Here is a 14,621-nt window from a genome sequence, read left to right as displayed (position 1 = left end):
ATCCAGGAGGGCCGCCCATGCTAGAAATCGCCGACCTGCACACGGCCTACGGCCGCACCGAGGTGATTCACGGTGTGTCGCTGACGGTTCCGGACGATCAGGTGGTCGCCATCATGGGCCACAACGGCGCGGGCAAGACCTCGCTGCTGCGCGCGGCCGTCGGGCTGCTGCCGGTCAAGTCCGGGAAGATTCGGTTCGACGGGGACGACATCTCCAAGATGTCACCGTCGCGACGGGTCAAGCGCGGCATCGCGTACGTGCCGCAGGGACAGCAGTCGTTCCCGCAGCTCTCGACCATGGAGAACCTCCAGGTGGTGGCGGACGGGCGCAAGCGCGGCCGGGAGCTGGTCGCCGAATCGCTGGATCTGTTCCCCGCGTTGAAGGAACTGCTCACGCGCAAGGCCGGGCTGCTGTCCGGCGGGCAGCGGCAGCAGCTGGCCATCGCACGGGCGCTGATCACCGAGCCGAAGCTGCTCATCCTCGACGAGCCCACCGAGGGCATCCAGCCCTCGGTGGTGGCCGAGATCGAACGCACGATCATCGACCTCACCGAGCGCGGTGGACTCAGCGTGCTGCTGGTCGAGCAGCACATCGGGTTCGCCCTGCAGGCCGCGCAGCAGTACTACGTGCTGCAGTCGGGGCGCATCACCTCTTCGGGCATCGGTGGCGCGGGCGCGGAATCCTCCGTCCGCCTGGCAATGGCGATCTGATCGGTCGGGCGTGAACGCGCGCAGGGGGCGTATTCCGTTGTCCGAGCGGGTCTATCGAGCGATGCAGCGGGATCTCGCGGCCGGGGCGCTGATACCGACCGAACGGCTCGGCGAGGAACGCCTCGCCGAAACGTACGGCGTCTCACGCACTCCCGTCCGCGAAGCCCTGGCCCGGCTCTTCGCCGACGGACTGCTCGAACGGCATCCCGACGGCCTCTACCCCTACCGACCCCGCGTGGACGAGCTGGGCGATCTGTACGAACTGCGAATCGTGCTGGAGTCCAGGGGAATCCAGCGCAATCACGCACCGCACACCCGCCGGCACGACGCCGTCGCGATCGAAGAGGAACTCGACGCCTGGAAGCGCCTGCGCGCCCACCCACCCGAACCGGGCACCGCGCTCATCGCCGCCGACGAGCGCTTCCACCTCACCATTCTCGCCGCCTCCGGCAACACCGCCCTGGCCGACGCCCTCGCCACCGTCTACGCCCGAGTGCGCCCCGTCCGCGCTCTGGACATGCCCACCCCCGAGCGCATCGCCATCATGGCCGCCGACCACATAACCATCGCCGAAGACCTCCTCACCGACGACCTCGACTCCGCCCTGCGCACCCTCCTGTCCCACCTCACCAGCTCCCGAGCCCATGTCCTGGCCCGAGCCCGCCGCGCCCTCGAACTCACCAAACTCGCCCGCGCCGTGCGCGAGTAGCGACCACGCCTCACCGGCTCTACTGTTCCGCCCCTTCGGTTTTCGGGATTGCCCGGTGGTGATTCGGTGGGACGTCTGAGTGATTCAGCCTGCCCGAAGCGGATCGGGGGCCAGGTGGCCCAGGCCCGCCGCGGCGAGATGACGGGCGATGCTCGCGCACACGCCCCGCAGCGACAGGGCGACCCCGATCGCGGCACAGCGGCGGTAGGCGGCTTCGAGGGCGTTCATGGAGGTCACGCCGAGGAAGGTGGCGTCACTCAGATCGACCAGTAGTCGCCCACCGGGGACGGTCAGATTCTGCGCCGCGCGAAGGCCCGCGTCGAGTGCGGCGACGGTGGGCAGGTCCAGTTCTCCGCCGACCCGGACGAGGACGTCGGCGGCGATCTTCTGGGTGTCCAGGGGCAACACGATGTGTGCGCGGCCGGACACGCTCGTGTTGTTGGCCACCCACCCATAGTACGAAGCAGGTCCGACAGGGGAACCCCGATCGGGAAATCCGAACATGCTCGGGGCCTTGATGATTCAGGGGACGGGCCTCGATGGTTCACGGGACCACGGACCGGGACCGCAACGACGGCCCCGGTCCGGCGGGGGGAGGATTCGGGTCCCCGCCGGACCTGGACGTATCCGGACAGCGCCGGAAATGGTTTGCGAAACCGTCTGTGGTTCGGTGCCGCCGGGCGCACGGATGGCTCTCGTCTCCGCATCGCCGCTACAAAAAATCTCCAGTTTTGGATATAGACATACGCAGATCCGACTGATAGATTTACGTTCGTTGCAAGTGAAGGAAAAATCCCAAGAGCACGGGAGATAAGAACTACCCGTGAGTAGAGGGACGACGGTCGAACGCTGAGGACCGAAGCAGGGTCCGTAGGCCGTCGAGCACGAAGAAGTACTGGATAACCCCCGAGAAAAGTAAGTACGCGACCGTCCGATCGCCCGCCTCGATCTTCCCGGCGGGCCGGTCCTACCGAATCCCCCCTAGGTAGACGGTCGTATCCACCCCGGACCCCGGTGCCGCCCCCGCGCGGCGCCGGGGTCCTCGTCGTGACGGGAGCCTCGAAGTCCGGCCGGCCCGGTCGGACTCGATACCCGCCTGGCCGATGCGCACTCCGGAAGTCCCGCACCGCCATCGGGAGAGCGCAGGGCCGCTTCGGCGCCGACCCGAGGCGGGTCAGGCGCTGGTTACCGGTCGGTACGGCTGTTAGCGTGAGGCATGGTGTCGACGCAGCCACGTATTGCTCCCGGACGGTTCCGGGAGCTCGGTCCGGTCAATTGGGTTGTCTGGCAGGTGCTCTCGCGTGCCGCGGGCACGGATGACGCGCATCTTTTCTCTACGCTGGGACGGACCGGTGGGCTGTTTCGGGGGTGGTTGCACTTTTCCGGGAAGCTGATGCCCGGCGGAAGTCTGCGGCGGTACGAATCCGAGCTGGTGATCATCCGAGTCGCGCATCTGCGGGCCTGCGAGTACGAGATGGATCATCACATTCGGCTCGGGAAGAAGGCGGGCGTCACCCAGGAGATCCTGGAGCGGCTGCGCCAGGGTCCGGATGCGGCCGGGTGGACCGATCAGGAGCGCGCGCTGCTCGTCGCCGTCGACCAGCTCGTGGCGACTCGCGATCTGGACGATGCCGCCTGGCAGGGCCTCGCCGCGCACTTCGACGAGCGCAAACTCATCGAAATCGTGCTGCTCACAAACCAATACGAGGGACTGGCCAGCACCATCACGGCCCTGCGAATCCAAACCGACCACTGAGTCGTCGGCCGGCGCGATGACGCGGCGGACGACGCACGACAGGTTGCGTCTCCGCCCCGGGAACCACCGGCTGGGGGTTCGCCCGCGCATCCGGTTCCCGTTCGGCGTGCGCGTCGGTCACACGACCCGGGCGCACGTCCGCGACCTGACCCGAGCGCGGTTCGGGCACGGCGACGGTGAACATCTCTTCGGTGGCCGCGCGCGAGACAGTGGCGTCCTGAAGCCATGGCGACACGGTCGCCTCGCCGAGCCGGTCCCCGCGCACGCGGGCGTGCAGATGCATGTCGTGCCACCCGTCCTCGTGCAGGGCCGCACTGCGATTCACGCCCTCCAGCGCGAACCCCGATTTCGCCGCCACCCGGCACGACTGCGCATTGTGCACCGAATGCCGCAACTCCAACCGGTGAAAACCGGCCACCTCGAACGCCCACGCCGTCATCGCCGCCACCGCGCGCGGCGCGACACCCCGTCCCCTGGCATGTGGCGCAACCCAATACGCGACCTCGGCATATCCCTGCGGCAACACCATCTCCCGCAGTGACACCCGCCCGGCGATCCGCCCCGTACGACTGTCTGCCACAGCCCAATTCGCGTCGACGGCCCCGCGCCAGCTCCGCGCCCACGCGTCGACCCAGTCCTCGACCTCTTCCACCGAATCGGCCGACCGCACATGCCATCGCCGAATCGCCGGGTCCTGGAACGCCCCGAACACCTCCAGCGCGTCCCGTCGCAGCCAGGCCCGCAACACCAACCCCTCGCCCACCGGAATCACCGGTTGCGCGGCCTTGGTGAAGATTTCGGCGGCGACGATGGACGGGGCCGAGCGCGGCATGCCCCCGATTCTGCCCCGCCCCACCCCACCACACGGCGAAACCGCCACCCCCGCTCGAGGTCGCCCGAATCCGAAGTGCTTGTGACCTCCCACAATCGAGTGATCCACATCACAGTGCGAAGAGGTGGGAATTTTCGTACAACTAATTACGTACAACGTACGGAGTTTATTACCTCAGGAGGGCCCTTGCACATCACCGCTTCCGCAGTCTCGTTGAACGTGGCCGATCCGAGCGCGTCCGCGGCGTTCCTGATCGAGCACTTCGGGTTCGTCGAGCAGATGTCGGCGGACGGGTTCATCTCGCTGGATCGGCCGGACGCCGGGCTCACCATCATCTATCTGCGGACCGGGCTCTCCACGTTCAAGCCGGAACGGATCGCGGGTGCGGCCGGTCAGGGGCTGCTCGTGGTGTTCGTGGTGGACGACATCGACACCGAATACGAGCGGGTTCGCCAGGAGGGCGTGCCGATCGTGACGCCGATCGAGACCGAGCCGTGGGGTGAACGGTATTTCCAGACCGTCGACCCCAACGGCATCATCATTCAGCTGGTGCAGTGGGTCTGAATCGCATCGACGTCCGCGCGGCGGGTCGCGGGAAACTCGGCGACTCGCCGCGCCGCAGACGGGATCGACTGTCCGAATTGTCGTAATGTCCGATTCGGTCGAGGTTCGGATCGCCGTTCTTCATTGGAAAACCAGGCATTCGACCACTAGTCGTGAAAGCACTCGTTTTGCTGATGGCCGCACTGGCGCCGATAGCGATCGGTTGCGGCAGTCCCACCGCGCAGGCAGCGCCCATGGACGAGTTCGAGAACCTGGCGGCGCTGTCCGAGACCACCCTGCCGCAGGTCGCGGCGGGGCTGAACGGGCTCTCGTCCGGAGTCGCCGAGTCACTGACCGCCGTTTCCTCCTCGGCCGTCACCCGCCAGGTCGTCGTCGGGCTGGCAGGTCTGCTGGAACCGTCGTTCATCTACCCGGCCCCGGCCCTGAAGACGGTGGCGCTCACCATCGTTCCGCTCGACCAGTTCTGGGCGTTCGACGAGGTGATCTCGCACGAGAGCAGCTGGCGGGTGTTCGCCGTGAACCCGTCCTCGGGCGCGTACGGCCTGGCCCAGGCGCTCCCCGCGGAGAAGATGTTCACCGCCGGACCCGATTGGATGTTCAACCCGGTGACCCAACTGCGCTGGGCCTACCGCTACATGAACGAGCGCTACGGCAGCCCCGCCGCCGCGTGGGCGTTCTGGCAGCAACACCACTGGTACTGACCTGCGCGAACATGCTCGCCGGAACTTTCTTCGGCGAGCATGTCGATTCCGCGTGCCTGCGTTCGAGGACTGTATAGAGGATCGACAAGCGGTCCCGCCCTCGAAGGAGATTCCGATATGCGACACATGGTGCTGATCCGCCTCGACCCCGCGACCGTTCCCGATGCCGGCCCCGACGAGAAGTTGATGGCCGAGATGAACGTGCTGATCGAGGAGATGACCAAGGCGGGCGTGCTGCTCGACACCAACGGCCTGCATCCGATCGAGGAGGGCACTCGGATCCGGCAGACCGGCGGCGTCCAGACCGTCACCGACGGCCCGTTCATCGAATCCAAGGAGTTCATCGGGGGCTACTGTCTGCTGCAGACTCGCTCGACCGAGGAGGCGGTGGAATGGGCGTCGCGGTTCCTGCGGGTGCACGGGAACGAGTGGGATATCGAGGTCGAGGTCCGGCAACTCGCCGATCAGGAGTGACGCCGATCCGAGCAGGCGGGCGGGCGCGGGTGAACAGGCGTGCGCGGCAATCGATCCGGCGCGTGCGGGAGCACCGGCGCCGATGAGTGCACCGGACACCCCCGAGCGGATGCGCCGGGCCGTGGAGGCGGCCTGGCGCATCGAATGGCCGCGGCTGGTGGCCGGGCTGACCCGCATGACCGGCGACATCGGCGTCGCGGAGGAACTGGCCCAGGATGCCTACGTCGCGGCGCTGGAGCAGTGGCCGCGCGACGGCGTGCCGCCCAATCCGGGCGGCTGGCTCATGCTCACCGCGAAACACCGTGCGGTGGACCGGTTCCGGCGCGATGCCACCTTCGCGCGCAAGCTCGAACTGCTCGGCAGGCAGGTGGAGATCGACGCGGCGTCGTCCTGGATTCCATTGCCGGACAGCGGAATCCAGGACGACCTACTACGGATGATTTTCACGGCCTGCCATCCGGTGCTGACGCCGCCCGCCCGCGCGGCCCTGACCCTGCGCATGGTCGGCGGACTGAGCACCACCGAGATCGCCCGCGCGTACATGGTGACGGAACCGACGGTGGCGCAGCGCATCGTGCGCGCGAAGCGCACCATCGCCGCCAAGCGGGTGCCCTACGAAGTGCCCCACGGTCCGGAACTGACCGCGCGCCTGGGCTCGGTGCTCGAGGTCGTCTACCTGATCTTCAACGAGGGATACACCGCCACCTCCGGCGACGCCTGGGTGCGCACCGAATTGTGCGAGGACGCACTGCGACTGGCGCGCATACTCGCCGCGCTACTGCCCGAGGAACCCGAGACGCACGCCCTCGCGGCGCTGCTGGAACTGCAGGCCTCCCGGCTCGGCGCGCGCACCGACTCGGCCGACAATCCGGTGCTGCTGGCCGATCAGGACCGATCCCATTGGAACCGCCTGTACATCCGGCGTGGATTCGCGGCCCTGGCCCGCGCCCAATCGGTGAACCGCGCCCGGGGACTGCCACCGGGCTCCTACGCCCTGCAAGCGGCCATCGCGGCCGTCCACGCCATGGCCCCCTCCGCGACGGACACCGACTGGCGGCGCATCGCGGGCCTGTACGCCGTTCTCGCGGAACGCTTTCCGTCACCGGTCGTGGAACTGAACCGCGCCGTGGCGGTGGCCATGCTGCACGGCCCCGCCGCCGGACTCGACCTTCTCGACAAGGTCGCCGCGACCGGAGCGCTCGAGGACTACCACCTCTCGCACGCGGTTCGCGCCGACCTGCTCGAACGCCTGGGTCGCACCGCCGAGGCCCGCGACGCGTTCCTGCGCGCCGCGGATCTGACCACCAACACCACCGAACAGGTCCTGCTCAGGCACCGTGCCCGGAACTGCGAAGCCCTCGACTCCTGAGCGTTCGGGTCAGGCCAGGGCCGCGCGGAAGACCTCGACGGCCGGGGTGGCGGGACGGCCGAGCAGATTCTCCAGGTCCTTGGACCGGACATCGAGGACACCCTCGGCGATGCCCGCGTCGGCGTCGGCGAGGACCGCGGCGTAGTTCGCGTCCAGACCCGCCTGCTCGAGGGCCGCGGCGTAGTCGGCCTGCGGGAGATCCTGGTAGCGAACCGGCGTGCCCGCGGCCTCCGAAATCGCCTGCGCCAGTTCGGCATAGGTGAGCGCCTCGCCACCGAGCTCATAGATCTTGCCGGCGTGGCCGTCGGTGGTCAGCACCTTGGCGGCGGCGTCGGCGTAATCGGCACGGGCCGCGCCCGCGACTCGGCCCGCACCGGCGGCGCCGTACTGCACGCCGGACTCGACCGCGTGCGCCAGGCCGCCGGTGTAGTTCTCCCAGTACCAGCTGTTGCGCAGGCGCACGTTCGGCACGGTTGCCTCGTTCAGCACCTCTTCGGTGCCGCGGTGCTCCTGGGCCAGGATCAGCGGATTCGTCTCGACGCCGGGAATGCTCGCATAGGCCAGCAGTTCCACCCCGGCGCGCTCGGCGGCGCGAATCACGTTGGTGTGCTGGGCTACTCGCTTGCCGAACTCGTTGCCCGAGACCAGCAGGACGCGGTCCACACCCGCGAGCGCCCGGTCCAGCGCGGCCGGATCGTCGTAGCTCGCCTCGCGGATCTCGACGCCGCGCTCGGCCAGATCGGCGACCTTGGCGGCATCACGCACCACCGCGATCGGCTGCTCGCCCTCGCGCAACAGCGCCTCGATCACGAGACGTCCGAGCTGACCACTGGCTCCGGTGACTGCGACGGTCATGACTACCTCCAGGTGACGGGAATTAACTGCTTGATTCGTTGGTACTAACTAATAGTAAGCACATACTATTCCGCACCACAACCGAAGAGTTAGGTAACCTCGATTCATGAGCACCCAGCCCGATTCAGGTCCGGACCAGGACCCCGGCCTGGCCTTCACGAACGACCCCGCGCTCGAAGCCGACGTCTTCGCGCGGAACTGCTCCTCACGCCCGGTACTGCAGGCCGTCGCGAGCCGCTGGGGTGTGCTGGCCCTGGCCGCCCTGCGCGAGGGCCCGTACCGATTCAGCGCCCTGCGCCGGCGCGTGGACGGCATCAGCGAGCGCATGCTCTCGCAGACCCTGCAGACCCTGGAACGCGACGGCATGGTGCATCGCGAGGTCCAGCAATCGATTCCGCCGCAGGTCGAGTACACCCTCACCGATCTGGGCGCGAAGGTCGCCGATCAACTCATGGGCCTGATCGAGATCCTCGAATCCAATATCGATGCGATCCTCACGGCCCAGAACACCTATCACCGCGACTGATCCGGACCCTGCCGACCCGGACTCGACGATCCGCCGCGCCGATGACCCGTGCGCCCACCGCCCGCGACCGATAATCGGTGCTGCGGGCCGACAGGGCCCGGCGCCCTGCCCAGGCCGCGGCGAGCGCACCCCTTGATCGGCACCCCGTCGAACGGAGCACGATGACCGACGATCTGAAGCACCTCGAGCGTTGCGTCGCCCTCGCGACCGAAGCCCTCGACGCGGGCGACGAGCCCTTCGGCTCGGTCCTGGTCGCCGCCGACGGCGCGGTGCTGGCCGAGGATCGCAATCGCGTCTCCGGCGGCGACGACACCCAGCACCCCGAATTCGCCCTCGCCCGGTGGGCGGCCGAAAACCTCACTCCCGCAGCCCGTTCCACCGCCACCGTCTACACCTCGGGCGAGCACTGCCCCATGTGCTCGGCCGCCCACGCCTGGGTGGGACTGGGCCGAATCGTCTACGCCGCCTCGACCGAACAGCTCACCGGATGGCTCACCGAGTTCGGCGTCCCGCCCGGCCCGGTCGCGGCGCTGCCCATCACCGCGATCGCCCCGAACATCCCGGTGACGGGCCCCTTCCCGGAATTCACCGATCGCATCCGGGCGCTGCACCGCCGCCTCCACGAGCGCCGCCGGTGAGCGGTACCGCCGGCTGACCCCGCGCCCGGACGTTCCGCGCGCGGGTTCGGCGTCGCGGCGAGCCGGCGGCATAGTCGGGTACCGCCGAAAACGGCCCGGCACCAGGCGTTTACGCCGGTACCGGGCCGCAGTGTTCGATCGCCCGATCGGATTTTCGATCAGAAGTTGATCATGTGGCCCGCGAGGCCGTGGATGGCCTCCTGCAGCGCCTCCGACAGGGTCGGGTGGGTGTGCACGTTGCGCGCCAGTTCGTTGACCGTGAGGTCCCACTTCTGGGCCAGGGTGAGCTCCGGCAGCAGTTCGGAGACGTCGGGGCCGATGAGGTGGCCGCCGATCAGTTCGCCGTACTTGGTGTCCGAGATCAGCTTGACGAAGCCGTTCGGGTCGCCGAGGCCGTGCGCCTTGCCGTTGGCGGTGAAGGGGAAGGTGGCGACCTTGACGTCGTACCCCTCGTCCTTGGCCTGCTGCTCGGTGAGACCGAAGCTGGCCACCTGCGGCTGGCAGAACGTCGCGCGCGGCATCATGCGGTAGTCGTCGATGGGGAGGGTCTCCGCACCGGCGATGGTCTCCGCGGCCACCACGCCCTGCGCCTCCGCGACGTGCGCGAGCTGCAGCTTCGCGGTGACGTCACCGATGGCGTAGATGTGCGGGACGTTGGTGCGCATGACATTGTCGATGCCGATCGCGCCGCGATCGGTCAGCTGCACGCCGGTGTTCTCCAGGCCGTAGCCCTGCACGCGCGGCGCGAAGCCCACGGCCTGCAGCACCTTGTCGACCGTGACGGTCTCGACATTGCCCGACTTGTTGTCCTTGATCGCGACGGTGACCTTGGAGCCGTCGTCGTCGATGGACTGCACGGCCGCACCGGTGGTGATGGTGACGCCGAGCTTCTTGTACGCCTTGGTGATCTCCTTGGAGACGTCGGCGTCCTCGTTCGGCAGCGCGCGGTCCAGGAACTCGACGATGCGCACGTCCACGCCGTAGTTCTTCAGAACGTAGGCGAACTCCATGCCGATCGCGCCCGCGCCGACGATGAGGATCGAGCCGGGCAGGTCCCGGGTCATGATCTGCTCTTCGTAGGTCACCACGTTCGCCGAGAGCTGCGTGTTCGGCAGCAGCTTGGTGGTGGTGCCGGTCGCGATGATCACGTTGTCGAACGTGATGGTCTCCGAGCCGCCCTTGGTGAGCGCGACCGAGAGCGTGTTCGCGTCGGTGAACGAGCCGAGACCGTCGAACTCGTCGATCTTGTTCTTCTTCATCAGGAAGTGGACGCCCTTGACCCGGCCGTCCGCGACCTTGCGGCTGCGATCGAAGGCCGCGCCGAAATCGAAGCTGGCCTCCCCGCTGATGCCGAAGGTCTTCGCTTCCTTCGTGAAAATATGGGCCAGTTCGGCGTTACGCAGCAGTGCCTTGGAAGGGATGCAGCCTACGTTCAGGCACACGCCACCCCAGTATTTCTGCTCGACAATCGCTGTTCGCAGGCCGAGTTGAGCGGCACGGATCGCGGCGACGTAACCGCCGGGACCAGCGCCGAGAACGACGACATCGTAGTGGGAAGTCACGAGACCGAGCCTAACCCTGTCGCGCCGATCGCACTCAGCCATCCCCCGCCTCGGTGAGATCGCGGACACTCGGCGCGGCGCTCACGCCGCGCCGCAGCGGGCCGCGCGTCCGGAATCAGGCCTGGCCGGTTTCGAAACGGCTGATCAGGCCGTCGCGGACGGTGAAACGCCAGGCCGTGCGCATGCCGCCCCAGCGATCGTTGCTGTAGTCGGCGACCAATTCGGTGGGGGCGGAGACCGATTCGACCTTCATGCGGCCGTGGGTGGAGAAGATCTCCGATTCGGTCCACTGGGCGAGATCGCGCTCGTTGCCGTCGTCGGACATGGAGGCGTCCTCGGCGAGGGTGGCGAAGAAGGCGTCCGCGTCGTTCGCGTTGAGCGCGTCGACGAACTTCTGGACGGTGCGGTCGAGCTGAGTCATCCGTTCAATCCTCTCGGTCGGCGTGAGCGGAACGTGAGTGGATCGGGGCAGCGAAACGAGTCTAGCTGTCTCAGTCGCGCCAGACTTCGCGGGCGACCCGGGCGAAATTCTCGCCGAAGATCGCGGCGCGGTCGGCCTCGCTGAATCCGCGCTTCGCGAGCACCTCGTCGAGACCGGGGACCGTCGATTCGCCGAGCAGATCCTCCGGGGGCGTCCACTGAATCGGGCCCCAGCGGGTGTAGGCGTCGGAGAAGGCTTCCGGGTTCTCGGCGATCTCCTCGTTGAAATCGTCGAAGGAATAGTCCGAACCGATGCCGATGTGCTCGATGCCGACCAGCTCCGCGCCGTAGGCGATGTGATCGGCCATGGCCTCGACTCGGTCGGCGTGGGCGGCGGGTGCGTTGCGGCCCAGGAAGATTCCGACGCCGTTGATGCCGATCACTCCGCCGGTCTCGGCGCAGGCGCGGGCCTGCTCGTCGGTGATGTTGCGCGGATGCTCCCACAGGGCAGCGAAATTCGAGTGGCTGTAGATCATCGGGGCGGTGGTGGTGGCGGAGATGTCCAGTCCGGTGCGGCGCGAACAGTGCGAGCCGTCGGCGAACATGCCGACCTCGTTCAGCGTCCGGACCAGGTCCCGGCCGTAGGCGGTGAGGCCGGTGTCCTCGGTATCGAGACAGCCGCAGCCTGCCGCGTTCGCGTGGTTGTAGCTCGGCAGCAGGGAGCGCACGCCGAGCGAGTAGAACAGTTCGACATTGTCGAGATCACCGTCGAGCGGGCCGGAGTCCTCCAGATCGAAGGCCAGGGCGATCAGCTCGTCCGGATCCACAGCGGTGGAGTCACCCGGCGCCACAGCGTCTTCCGGTACGAGTGTCTCCGCCGGCCACGCGTCATCGATCGACCCGACGAGCCGGAAACGCCCGTCCGACAGCGCGTCCCGGCGGAACAGGTCCAGCAGCTCCAAGGAGTCACGGCTCGAATGCAGCGAGAAGCCCACGTTCACCGACAGATACGAACCCAGCCGATAGCGCGTCAGGTCACCGACGGCCGCACTCGGGAGCAGCGGCAGGCAGCAGTGCTGCTCCCACAGCCGGGGCCGGGATCGATCCGGGCGCTGATGCGGCAATTCGGGACCTCCTCGGGGCGATGCGGCGTCGAAGCGGCAATCCTACCGAGCGGTACCGGACGGCCCGGTCGCTAACGTGGGGCGGGTGAACCCGCTCGACTGTGTCGGCCCGGCCGACGGCAGCGTCTCGACCCATCTGATCCGGCTGGTCCGCGATTCCGCGCTGCGCGCCGGCGTCTCCGCCGAGACGATCGCCGCGGTGCACGGCGCCGACGACGCCACCCTGACCCCGGCACTCAATCGCATACCGCTGACCTCGCTGGTGCGACTGTGGGAGTCGATCGCACACGCCCGCCCCGGGCCGGGAGGCGGTCTGGCCGTGGTCCGGGCCGCCCCGCTGGGCACGCTCGATACCTGGGACTACCTGGTGACCACCGGGAGCACGCTCACCGACGCCCTGCACCGCGCCCAGCCCTATCACCGCCTGGTCACCGCCGCCGAGGAGGGTTTCGAGCTGCGCGCCGACGGCGAGCTGACCATCGGATTCCGCACCACCGCAGGCGATCCCGCCGTTGCCGCGGTGGTCAACGAGTACGTACTCGGCTACTATCTTCGCCGGGCACGCGAGGCCACCGGCCGTCCGGTTCGCCCGCGGCGCATCACCTTCGGGCATGCGGCGCCGCCGGATCACGCGGAGTTGATCGCGGCCTTCGGCACCGCCGACATCGAATTCGACGCGCCCGCGGACTCGATCACCTTCGACGCCGCGGACGCGAACGCACCTCTGCAACGGGCGGATCCGATGCTCGCGAACCTGCTGCGCAGCCATGCCGACCTGGTGCTGAGCAGTGCGCGGGTCATCGCCGGTCCCCTGGACGCCTTCCGCGCGGCCCTCGCCGAGGCGCTCGACGCGGGCGACCCCACGCTCGACACCGTCGCGCGCACCCTGCTGCTGGGCCGGCGCACCCTGCAGCGTCAGCTCTCCGATCAGGGCACCACCTGGCGTCGGGAAGTCGACCTCGCCCGCTACGAACAGGCGAAATCCCTGCTGGCGGAGGGTCGTTCCACCGTGACGGTGGCTGCCCGCCTCGGTTTCACCGACGACCGCGCCCTGCGCAAGGCTTTCCACCGCTGGTCCGGCACCTCCCCCACCCGTCACCGGGGGTAGCCGACTCCGGAGATCCGGACCGGGGCTCCGGCCGCCGCGCACTGCTCACCGACTGCCGGGGAGCGCCCGGAGACCGCGCACGCACCGGCCGACCTGTGGTCCGGGCGAAGCGGTACGGATCGGCCCTCGGCACATTTGGACCGGGCGGTGTCATCGGCGGACCTGGGAGGCGGCGCAGGGCCGCCATAACGTTGTGGACATCGGATCTAACGATCCACTCGCTCAGACGAAAAGGTAAGTGCGCCATGACTACTCAGCTTCGTACCGCTCGTGAGATCCAGCTCGCCTCGCGTCCCGAGGGTGTGCCGACCGGCGCGAACTTCGACCTCGTGGAGCGTCCGGTGGCCGAGCTGGAGGACGGCCAGATCCTGATTCGCAATACCTGGATGTCGGTGGATCCGTACATGCGGGGACGGATGGACGACAGGGAGTCCTACATCCCGCCGTTCGAGATCGGCGCGGCCCTGGAGGGCTCGGCGATCGGTGAGGTCATCGAATCACGTTCCGCGGCAATCCCGGTCGGCGCCACGGTCACCCATTTCGCCGGATGGCGGGACCTGGCGGCCATCGATGCCGCGACAGCCACCGCGGTCGACACCACCCTGGCCGCACCGCGGCACTACCTGGGCGCGCTCGGCACCACCGGCCTGACCGCCTACGCGGCCCTGACCGATGTCGCACAGGTCCGCCCCGGCGACACCGTCTTCATCTCCGCGGCGGCGGGCGCGGTCGGCAGCGTCGCCGGGCAGATCGCCAAGGCGCTCGGCGCGGCCCGGGTGGTCGGTTCGGCGGGCGGACCGGTCAAGACCGCGCTGCTGCGCGAGGAGTTCGGCTACGACGCCGCGATCGACTACCGCGCCGGTGATCTCGCCGGGCAGGTGGCCGCCGCCGCACCCGAGGGCATCGACGTCTACCTGGACAGCGTCGGCGGAGAGCACCTGAAAGTCGCGGTGGAGGCCATGCGGCCCGGCGGTCGCATCGCGCTGGTCGGCGCGATCAGCGGCTACAACGGGAACAAGCCCGCGCACACGCCGGATCTGTTCCTGGCCGCCACCAAGGAGATCACCTTGCGCGGCATGCTCGTGAACAGCTACTTCCCGCTGTTCGGCGAGTACATCGGCAAGGCCGCGGGCTGGCTGGCCGAGGGCACCCTGCGCACCCGGGAGACCGTGTACGAGGGTCTCGATCAGGCTCCGGCGGCGTTCCTCGGCGTGCTCTCGGGCGCCAATACCGGCAAGATGCTCGTCCGCCTGGGCTGACCCCCGGCACCGAG

Annotated in this window: 17 protein-coding genes; 11 read left to right on the top strand and 6 right to left on the bottom strand. The window is 68.4% G+C overall.

Annotation, left to right across the window (positions count from 1 at the left end; genetic code table 11):
* Window positions 1-17: 17 nt before the first annotated feature.
* Entirely contained in the window at window positions 18-710 is a 693-nt protein-coding gene (gene urtE, locus NJ1_RS29710; RefSeq protein ID WP_067700663.1) for an urea ABC transporter ATP-binding subunit UrtE, read from the top strand.
* A 61-nt stretch (window positions 711-771) separates the two neighbouring features.
* Entirely contained in the window at window positions 772-1,419 is a 648-nt protein-coding gene (locus tag NJ1_RS29705) for a GntR family transcriptional regulator (RefSeq protein ID WP_067700660.1), read from the top strand.
* 84 nt (window positions 1,420-1,503) lie between these two features.
* Here NJ1_RS29705 and NJ1_RS29700 read toward each other — a convergent pair whose 3' ends face one another.
* Complete coding sequence (locus tag NJ1_RS29700) at window positions 1,504-1,866, bottom strand: STAS domain-containing protein (RefSeq protein ID WP_067700657.1); 363 nt, start codon at window positions 1,864-1,866, stop codon at window positions 1,504-1,506.
* Window positions 1,867-2,635: 769 nt separating this feature from the next.
* Between NJ1_RS29700 and NJ1_RS29695 the strand changes: the two genes are divergently transcribed.
* Entirely contained in the window at window positions 2,636-3,175 is a 540-nt protein-coding gene (locus tag NJ1_RS29695) for a carboxymuconolactone decarboxylase family protein (protein ID WP_067700654.1), read from the top strand.
* Here the strand turns inward: NJ1_RS29695 and NJ1_RS29690 are convergent.
* Window positions 3,144-4,007 carry a GNAT family N-acetyltransferase gene (locus tag NJ1_RS29690; RefSeq protein ID WP_067700651.1) on the bottom strand — a complete coding sequence of 288 codons (864 nt, stop codon included), beginning with the start codon at window positions 4,005-4,007 and terminating at the stop codon, window positions 3,144-3,146. The genes NJ1_RS29695 and NJ1_RS29690 overlap by 32 nt on opposite strands.
* Before the next feature lie 186 nt (window positions 4,008-4,193).
* Here NJ1_RS29690 and NJ1_RS29685 point away from each other — a divergent pair, with 186 nt between their 5' ends.
* From NJ1_RS29685 to NJ1_RS29670, 4 genes are all read left to right on the top strand, one after another.
* Entirely contained in the window at window positions 4,194-4,571 is a 378-nt protein-coding gene (locus tag NJ1_RS29685) for a VOC family protein (protein WP_067700648.1), read from the top strand.
* A gap of 152 nt (window positions 4,572-4,723) precedes the next feature.
* Window positions 4,724-5,272 carry an aggregation-promoting factor C-terminal-like domain-containing protein gene (locus NJ1_RS29680; protein ID WP_245717641.1) on the top strand — a complete coding sequence of 183 codons (549 nt, stop codon included), beginning with the start codon at window positions 4,724-4,726 and terminating at the stop codon, window positions 5,270-5,272.
* A gap of 117 nt (window positions 5,273-5,389) precedes the next feature.
* Window positions 5,390-5,746 (top strand): YciI family protein, encoded by a 357-nt coding sequence (locus NJ1_RS29675; protein ID WP_067700645.1) that lies wholly within the window; start codon window positions 5,390-5,392, stop codon window positions 5,744-5,746.
* An 82-nt stretch (window positions 5,747-5,828) separates the two neighbouring features.
* A complete protein-coding gene (locus NJ1_RS29670; RefSeq protein WP_067700642.1) occupies window positions 5,829-7,115 on the top strand; it encodes an RNA polymerase sigma factor in 1,287 nt (428 codons plus the stop codon).
* A 9-nt stretch (window positions 7,116-7,124) separates the two neighbouring features.
* Here NJ1_RS29670 and NJ1_RS29665 read toward each other — a convergent pair whose 3' ends face one another.
* Window positions 7,125-7,970: an NmrA family NAD(P)-binding protein gene (locus NJ1_RS29665; protein WP_067700638.1), complete on the bottom strand. Its 846-nt coding sequence runs from the start codon at window positions 7,968-7,970 to the stop codon at window positions 7,125-7,127.
* Between the two features lie 106 nt (window positions 7,971-8,076).
* Here NJ1_RS29665 and NJ1_RS29660 point away from each other — a divergent pair, with 106 nt between their 5' ends.
* Window positions 8,077-8,496: a winged helix-turn-helix transcriptional regulator gene (locus NJ1_RS29660; RefSeq protein ID WP_067700635.1), complete on the top strand. Its 420-nt coding sequence runs from the start codon at window positions 8,077-8,079 to the stop codon at window positions 8,494-8,496.
* A gap of 161 nt (window positions 8,497-8,657) precedes the next feature.
* Window positions 8,658-9,134, top strand: coding sequence for a nucleoside deaminase (locus NJ1_RS29655; protein ID WP_067700632.1), 477 nt, complete (start codon window positions 8,658-8,660; stop codon window positions 9,132-9,134).
* A 158-nt stretch (window positions 9,135-9,292) separates the two neighbouring features.
* On the opposite strand, the gene lpdA is transcribed toward NJ1_RS29655, so the two are convergent.
* The 3 genes from lpdA to NJ1_RS29640 all read right to left on the bottom strand — a co-directional run bounded on the left by lpdA (window position 9,293) and on the right by NJ1_RS29640 (window position 12,240).
* Window positions 9,293-10,696 carry a dihydrolipoyl dehydrogenase gene (gene lpdA / locus NJ1_RS29650; protein WP_067700629.1) on the bottom strand — a complete coding sequence of 468 codons (1,404 nt, stop codon included), beginning with the start codon at window positions 10,694-10,696 and terminating at the stop codon, window positions 9,293-9,295.
* A gap of 115 nt (window positions 10,697-10,811) precedes the next feature.
* Window positions 10,812-11,117, bottom strand: a complete 306-nt coding sequence (locus tag NJ1_RS29645) for a nuclear transport factor 2 family protein (protein ID WP_067700626.1) — start codon at window positions 11,115-11,117, stop codon at window positions 10,812-10,814.
* A 70-nt stretch (window positions 11,118-11,187) separates the two neighbouring features.
* A complete protein-coding gene (locus NJ1_RS29640; RefSeq protein ID WP_067700623.1) occupies window positions 11,188-12,240 on the bottom strand; it encodes a dipeptidase in 1,053 nt (350 codons plus the stop codon).
* 85 nt (window positions 12,241-12,325) lie between these two features.
* On the opposite strand from NJ1_RS29640, the gene NJ1_RS29635 reads away from it, so the two are divergent.
* Window positions 12,326-13,348, top strand: a complete 1,023-nt coding sequence (locus NJ1_RS29635) for an AraC family transcriptional regulator (RefSeq protein ID WP_067700620.1) — start codon at window positions 12,326-12,328, stop codon at window positions 13,346-13,348.
* A 245-nt stretch (window positions 13,349-13,593) separates the two neighbouring features.
* Window positions 13,594-14,607: an NADP-dependent oxidoreductase gene (locus NJ1_RS29630; protein WP_067700617.1), complete on the top strand. Its 1,014-nt coding sequence runs from the start codon at window positions 13,594-13,596 to the stop codon at window positions 14,605-14,607.
* Window positions 14,608-14,621: the final 14 nt, after the last annotated feature.

The organism is Nocardia jejuensis NBRC 103114 (assembly GCF_001613145.1).
In the GTDB taxonomy this organism is placed as follows: Bacteria; Actinomycetota; Actinomycetes; order Mycobacteriales; family Mycobacteriaceae; genus Nocardia; species Nocardia jejuensis.
The sequence above is the reverse complement of the archived record's forward strand: the minus strand, read 5'-3'. Positions and strand labels throughout refer to the sequence as shown.